8 protein-coding genes are annotated in these 5,880 nt (G+C 61.2%); all 8 read left to right on the forward strand.

Annotated features, from left to right (window positions below):
* On the forward strand, positions 1–274 hold a 274-nt coding region (locus tag LN450_RS14305), incomplete at its 5' end, for a hypothetical protein (protein WP_228892824.1).
* A gap of 378 nt (positions 275–652) precedes the next feature.
* Entirely contained in the window at positions 653–988 is a 336-nt protein-coding gene (locus tag LN450_RS14310; RefSeq protein WP_228892826.1) for a hypothetical protein, read from the forward strand.
* Positions 985–1,383: a hypothetical protein gene (locus LN450_RS14315; RefSeq protein WP_228892829.1), complete on the forward strand. Its 399-nt coding sequence runs from the start codon at positions 985–987 to the stop codon at positions 1,381–1,383. Before LN450_RS14310 ends, LN450_RS14315 begins: the two co-directional genes overlap by 4 nt.
* A gap of 58 nt (positions 1,384–1,441) precedes the next feature.
* Positions 1,442–3,175 carry a DNA cytosine methyltransferase gene (locus LN450_RS14320; protein ID WP_228892831.1) on the forward strand — a complete coding sequence of 578 codons (1,734 nt, stop codon included), beginning with the start codon at positions 1,442–1,444 and terminating at the stop codon, positions 3,173–3,175.
* A 79-nt stretch (positions 3,176–3,254) separates the two neighbouring features.
* Complete coding sequence (locus LN450_RS14325; protein ID WP_228892834.1) at positions 3,255–4,163, forward strand: recombination-associated protein RdgC; 909 nt, start codon at positions 3,255–3,257, stop codon at positions 4,161–4,163.
* A 3-nt stretch (positions 4,164–4,166) separates the two neighbouring features.
* Entirely contained in the window at positions 4,167–4,955 is a 789-nt protein-coding gene (locus LN450_RS14330) for a hypothetical protein (protein ID WP_228892837.1), read from the forward strand.
* A gap of 131 nt (positions 4,956–5,086) precedes the next feature.
* Positions 5,087–5,362, forward strand: a complete 276-nt coding sequence (locus LN450_RS14335; protein ID WP_228892839.1) for a hypothetical protein — start codon at positions 5,087–5,089, stop codon at positions 5,360–5,362.
* A complete protein-coding gene (locus LN450_RS14340) occupies positions 5,359–5,655 on the forward strand; it encodes a hypothetical protein (protein ID WP_228892843.1) in 297 nt (98 codons plus the stop codon). Before LN450_RS14335 ends, LN450_RS14340 begins: the two co-directional genes overlap by 4 nt.
* Positions 5,656–5,880: the final 225 nt, after the last annotated feature.

Consider the following 5,880-nt stretch of genomic DNA (forward strand, 5'->3'; position numbering starts at 1 on the left):
GGCGTCGACCTGGCCAGGTGGCCACGTCGTGGTGCGATCGCCGGCCTGCAGGCCGGCCGCACCGGTACCGCACGCCCTGCGCTGTGCCGTCGACCAGCTGCTGCAACTGCCGGCGCCGACGCGCCTGCAGGCAGCTCTGCGTGCCCTGCCCTGCCGCTGTGCGATCGCCAGAGGCGTCGATCGCTGCGGCTGCGCCGACACGCGCACCTGGTGGTGCTGGTGGTGGCCACCGTCGTGGATCCAGCCAAGAGCAAGCGGCGCGCCGCGCCGCTGACGTGCCAACAGCCATTGATCAACTTCGGTGCCGGCGATGCCGGCACCTGCGCGGCCGCGACGCCGCGGCCTTGCTGTCTTCGTCAGCGCGCTATCGCGTCAAGGACCGCTGCGGCGACCCGTGTCCTCGCCTTCGGCTGCGGGCCGCGCCAGTCGTCACAGCTGAGGCGCTGCGCGCCTCTCCTTGACCCCGCACGCCGACTGCGACGGCTGGTTGCTCATGCAGGTGCGCGCGGCACACCTGCCTGGTGAACAGGCCGCCAGCCAAACAAGTCACAACCTGCACGGCTGCAGCTTGACAGGCCCAGGTAGAGGCGTGATTCTAGTGTCGCACCGGTACGACACTAGGCGTCAAAATCGGAGAAAAGGAATTATGCAAATGCATCTAGAATTCGCCAGGACCCACATGTTCAGACGCGCTGGCCGGGCGATGACTGACTCACTACCTTGTCTGCTGCATGGCGGGCTGGATGCAATCGTGCAGAGGGATGTTGATCACATGCCGCGTGCTATTACCCCTCAGATGCGCATGGCTCGCTACGTCCGTGCCGCCTCGCTTTCCTGCGATCGCTTTCACGACTTGCGGGTAATGATCGGCACCAACTACAAGCGCGCTTGGCATGCTGGTTCGTTTCCTCATCTTGCCCCGGCGGCGCTTGTGTGCCGTTCGATCAGCAAGGCAGTCGAAGATCTCATGCGGGAGACATTGGCGTGATGGGCAGCGCCAGTGGACAGCGGCCGATACAACACCTGGTCAATATCGAGCCAAACCCGCTCTACGCGCTGGGCATGGGCCGCGTCGGTTGCATGCCGTGCGTGAATTGCCGCAAGAGCGAGTTGCGCACGATCGCTGATCTGTTCCCCGAGCACATCGACCGGATCGACCAGTGGGAACAGATTGTGGCCGCAGCCAACAAGCGGCGTAGCGCGACGTTCTTCCCGGCGGTCACCGATCCCACCGACGTGGATCGGCCCGGCACGTATAGCCGCATTCGCACGCTTGTCGAGTGGAGCCGTACAGCACGCGGTGGCCGCCAGTTCGATCTCTTCTTCCAGAAGCAGGCCGGCGGCGGGTGCACGTCAGATCTAGCCCTGTGCGAAGCCGCTTGACCGCTCACCAAGAAAGCAACCCTCGCTGTCGTCAATGAAAAACCCATAAGGATGGTGCATGCAACATCGTTACGAGATCCGCCACGCTGGCCTGTTCGCTGGCCTGGGCGCGGGTGCGAAAGGATTCAACCAGGCGCGCCCAGACATAGGCACCGCGTCAGCAACTTTCCGCTGCATTGGTGGCATTGACGTCGATCCGGCCGCGATAGCGGACTTTGAGCGTATTGCCGGTGTAAGCGGCACCGTCATGGATCTGTTTGATCGCGACCAATACCGGAGCTTCTGGGGTTGTGAACCGCCGGCTGCCTGGCATGAGGCAACCACGACCGATGTGCACCGTGCCTTTGGTGGCGAACGTCCACACGTTGTGTTTCTTTCGGCACCCTGCAAGGGATTCTCAGGCTTGATGGCCGAGTCGAAGTCCAAGACTGACAAATATCAGGCTCTCAACCGCCTCACGCTACGTGGCGTGATGCTGACACTTGAGGCCTACAAAGACGATCCGGTCGAGATGTACGTGTTCGAGAACGTTCCACGCATCGCAACGCGAGGAAGGCACTTGCTCGATCAGATCAACGCGCTATTTCGTGCATATGGGTACGTCGTCGCAGAGACGACTCACGATTGCGGTGAGCTGGGAAGTCTTGCGCAAAGCCGCAAGCGGTTCCTGCTCATCGCGCGCCATGCGGAGAAGGTTCCACCGTTTCTGTATGAGCCGGTGAAGCGTCCGCTGCAGCCGGTGGGAAGCCTACTCAGCCGCATGCCGCTGGCTGGTGATATCGAGCGCGGTGGTCCAATGCATCGCATCCCATCGCTCCAGTGGAAAACGTGGGTGCGTCTGGCATTTGTAGAAGCAGGCAGTGACTGGCGAAGCTTGAACCGGCTGCGCGTGGCTGACGGCAAGCTTAGCGACTTCCTGATTATTCCTGACAGTATGGCTGGGGACACCTCACAGCTAAGCGCTGAGGGTGTACCTGATCCACGTGCCAGGCTAGGCGCAGCGCAGTACCAGCAGTTCGGTGTGCTGCGGATGGATCAAACCGCCGGCACTGTGATTGGCGTCAAATCGCCTGGCCAAGGCGTCTTCTCCGTGGCCGATCCTCGCCACGGCGGCCCTGCCAAGCACAACAACGAATTCCGCATCGTTCCCTGGTCTGCTAATGCCGGTGCGGTGACTGGTGCACACGGCACTGGGCAATGCGTGCAGGATCCGCGCCCTAATCGGGACGGAAAACTGTTCACTAAGTATCCCGTGACTGCATGGAGCTCCAAAACTGGCACTGTCATTGGCGGTGACGACACTGGTGCCTATGCCATCGCCGATCCGCGACTACCGAATCAGCGGCAGGCCGGTGATGCCTACCTGACCAATGGGCACTACGGCGTGGTGCCCTGGGACAGCTGTACTGGCGCCGTCAGCGCTGCAGCTGGGCACGACAATGGGCGTTGGTCGATTGCTGATCCACGCCTGCCGGCTGCGCGCCAAAACCTTGTGTGTCGCATCACCAGCCTAGACAACACGTGGCACAGGCCGTTCACCACACTAGAGCTTGCTGTTATCCAATCCTTGGTGGAACCCGAGGAGATGCTTGAGCTCGATGGCTTGTCGGATCAGGCGTGGCGGGAGCGCATCGGTAACGCAGTACCACCGGCAGCTGCACGTGCGATCGCCGAGGAGATAGGCCGCACCTTGCTCCTGGCATGGACGGGGCAGACGTTTGCTTTATCCAGTACGCCGATTTGGGTCCGCAACGTCGCCGTTGCCCTCACCATGCCGGCCCACGCCGCATAGGCGAGCACTTTCACCGCTGCAGGTGCTTGCTTCGCAGTCGCCTGCATCTTGTTTCCATCAATTCCAATGAAGGCTAACTATGTTGTTTCGCAACCTCACCATGTTCCGCTTCCCTTCTTCTCTTGACCTGTCCACGGTCGAAGAGTTGCTGCCGCATGCCGCGCTCAAACCAGTCGGCCCGCTGGAGATGTCATCGCGGGGCTTCATCTCGCCATTCGGCCGCGAGGCGACCGATCAGCTCAGCCACAGGCTGGGGGACTTCTTGTGGCTGGCCGTCGGTGGCCAGGACAAGATGCTGCCCGGTGGCGTCATTGATGACGCGCTAGAGCAAAAGTGCTCCGAGATCGAGAAGGCCGAAGGGCGCCGCCCTGGCGGTAAAGCGCGCAAGCGCCTCAAGGACGACATCATCCACGAGCTGCTGCCCAAAGCCTTCGTGCGCAACTCGCGCACCGATGTGTTCCTCGACATGTCCACTGGTGTGGCCATCGTCAACACGTCCAGCCGCAAGGCCGGCGAAAGCGTGGTGTCGGAGATCCGTGGCGCGCTCGGTAGCTTCCCGGCGCTGCCGCTGAATGCTGAAGTCGCACCGCGCGGCATCCTCACCGGCTGGATCGCCGGCGAGCCCTTGCCCGAAGGTCTGAGCCTGGGCGAAGAGTGCGAGATGAAGGATCCGATCGAAGGCGGCGCGGTGGTCAAATGCCAGCACCAGGAGCTGCGCGGCGACGAGATCGACAAGCACCTGGACGCCGGCAAGCAGGTCACCAAACTGGCGCTGGTGCTGGACGACAATCTGTCGTTCGTGCTCGGCGACGATCTGGTGATCCGCAAGCTCAAGTTCCTCGACGGCGCACTGGACCAGCTCGAACACAGCGACAACAATGGCGCACGCGCCGAACTCGATGCCCGCTTCGCGCTGATGAGCGCGGAAATCCGGCGCCTGTTCCTGCTGCTGGAAACCGCGTTGAAGCTAAGCAAGGCGGAGGTCTGAATCATGACAAAACAATCCCGAAATAGGAAACAGTTGGAGCAGCCCGGTGCGGGCAGCAACGGGGATGGGCTGGACCACTCCGAGGCCCACCTTGCCTCCCGCCAGCCTGCCGCAGGCGGAACCGTTACCGGCTGGCGCGTGATCAACGGCGTGACGGTGTTCGATGTCGCAGCGCATTCCGGGCTTGTTGAGCCGCAGCAGTTCGTTCGCTATGCGGATTACCTCGCAGCCGTAACGCCTACGCCTGTTGCTGTGCCGGTGACATCCCCTGGCTGGGTGCTGGTGCCGCAACACTTCCAGATCACAGCCGAAGATTGGGAAGCCGCAGCGTTTCATTTTGGCGGACCGGGTGTCACCGAGGACGAAAACTACCTTGGGTCCACTGCGTGGATCGGCGAAATCGCTAACGAGAATGACGAACGTAAAACCTATGGGCTTCACATTAGCTGCAACGAGTGCCCGGAAGAAGGAAGCATCACGCTCGCAGAGCTAGCAGCCCACCCCCACCAGCTAGCGGAGGCAGACCCGATGGCGGCCAATTGGCTTCCCATCGCAACGGCACCCGCAGACACGAAGCTGATCTGCGCCTGGGCTGGCGCACCTGGTTGCAGTGAGGTTGATGTGGCGGTTTACCATACTCGCGGCACAGAGCCCCCCTACTGGTGTAGCCCACACGACGCAAACGACCGTTTCAGTGAACCCCATCTCTATCAAGCTCTACCCACCATTAGCGATGACGAGGCCGCCGCGCTGCTGGGCACTTCCGAACCTGCTACCAAGCCCTCCCCATGAACACCTCCAGCGACGGAATGCGACTTCGGTGAGGTTTTTGGTAGCTAGCTTCACGCGTCTCACGTCCTGAGACTACGCACCTCTATGCTGTTTCCTAAACATCCTTTTCTGCAAGTCGCGAGGATAAAAAAATGGCGAATTCTTCTGTTAAACGCTCAACCTGGCCTCGGGTGGCTCAATTTTGCTACCTGCTGCGGCGATCGGGCGTGTGGGCCTGCCTTGCGGCCATTACGCTGCTGTTGTTGGCCTACCCATTGAAGTCACCGGTCATGTTCCTTGTTGGGTGGGTGGTCATGGGAGTTGCAGCGTTCTATGTCGGGTGGCACTCTCCTGATGCGAAGCGCGCCAAGGCACTTCAAGCGCATGTGCACGCATACCACGATAAAAAAGTAGACGCCGCTGCATGAGCTTCAATCCACCCAACCGCGAGGAAGCTGAAATGACGAAGTCTCCTGTTAAAAGCCCTATCTGGCCTTCGATCGCTTATTTTGCTGGACTTATCGTCAAGACCTTCTTCTGGGTGATCATGGCCCAGCTCATAGCCAAGACGTATTCGCCAGAACTTGGACGTGGAATCATCAGCATTCTGCTTGTTGGATTCACAGTTTTCGTAAGCAATCGCATCGAGGCAGCGACACGCAAGGCTTCGGCGCACCTGGCGGCCCGCAACGGTGACGTCCGTCCAGAGGTGGCTCACTGAGTTCGATGTGTATCTTCTAAAGAAAAAGGCGCGGATATCCGCGCCTTTTTTGTCTGTGCATGTTGCGATCGACTGCTTTAACCAAACAGATCTTTGCTCCACACCGCTGCCGCCTCGCGTGGCCAGCGCCTGGCGCCGGCCGCTCTCGCGCGCAGCAGCTGCAACGGCGCCGGCCGTGTGGCCGCCGCCTGCAGGAGCTCGACCAGGTCGCCGGCGCCGCCGGCA

The organism is Xanthomonas euvesicatoria pv. euvesicatoria (assembly GCF_020880415.1).
Taxonomy (GTDB): Bacteria; Pseudomonadota; Gammaproteobacteria; order Xanthomonadales; family Xanthomonadaceae; genus Xanthomonas; species Xanthomonas euvesicatoria.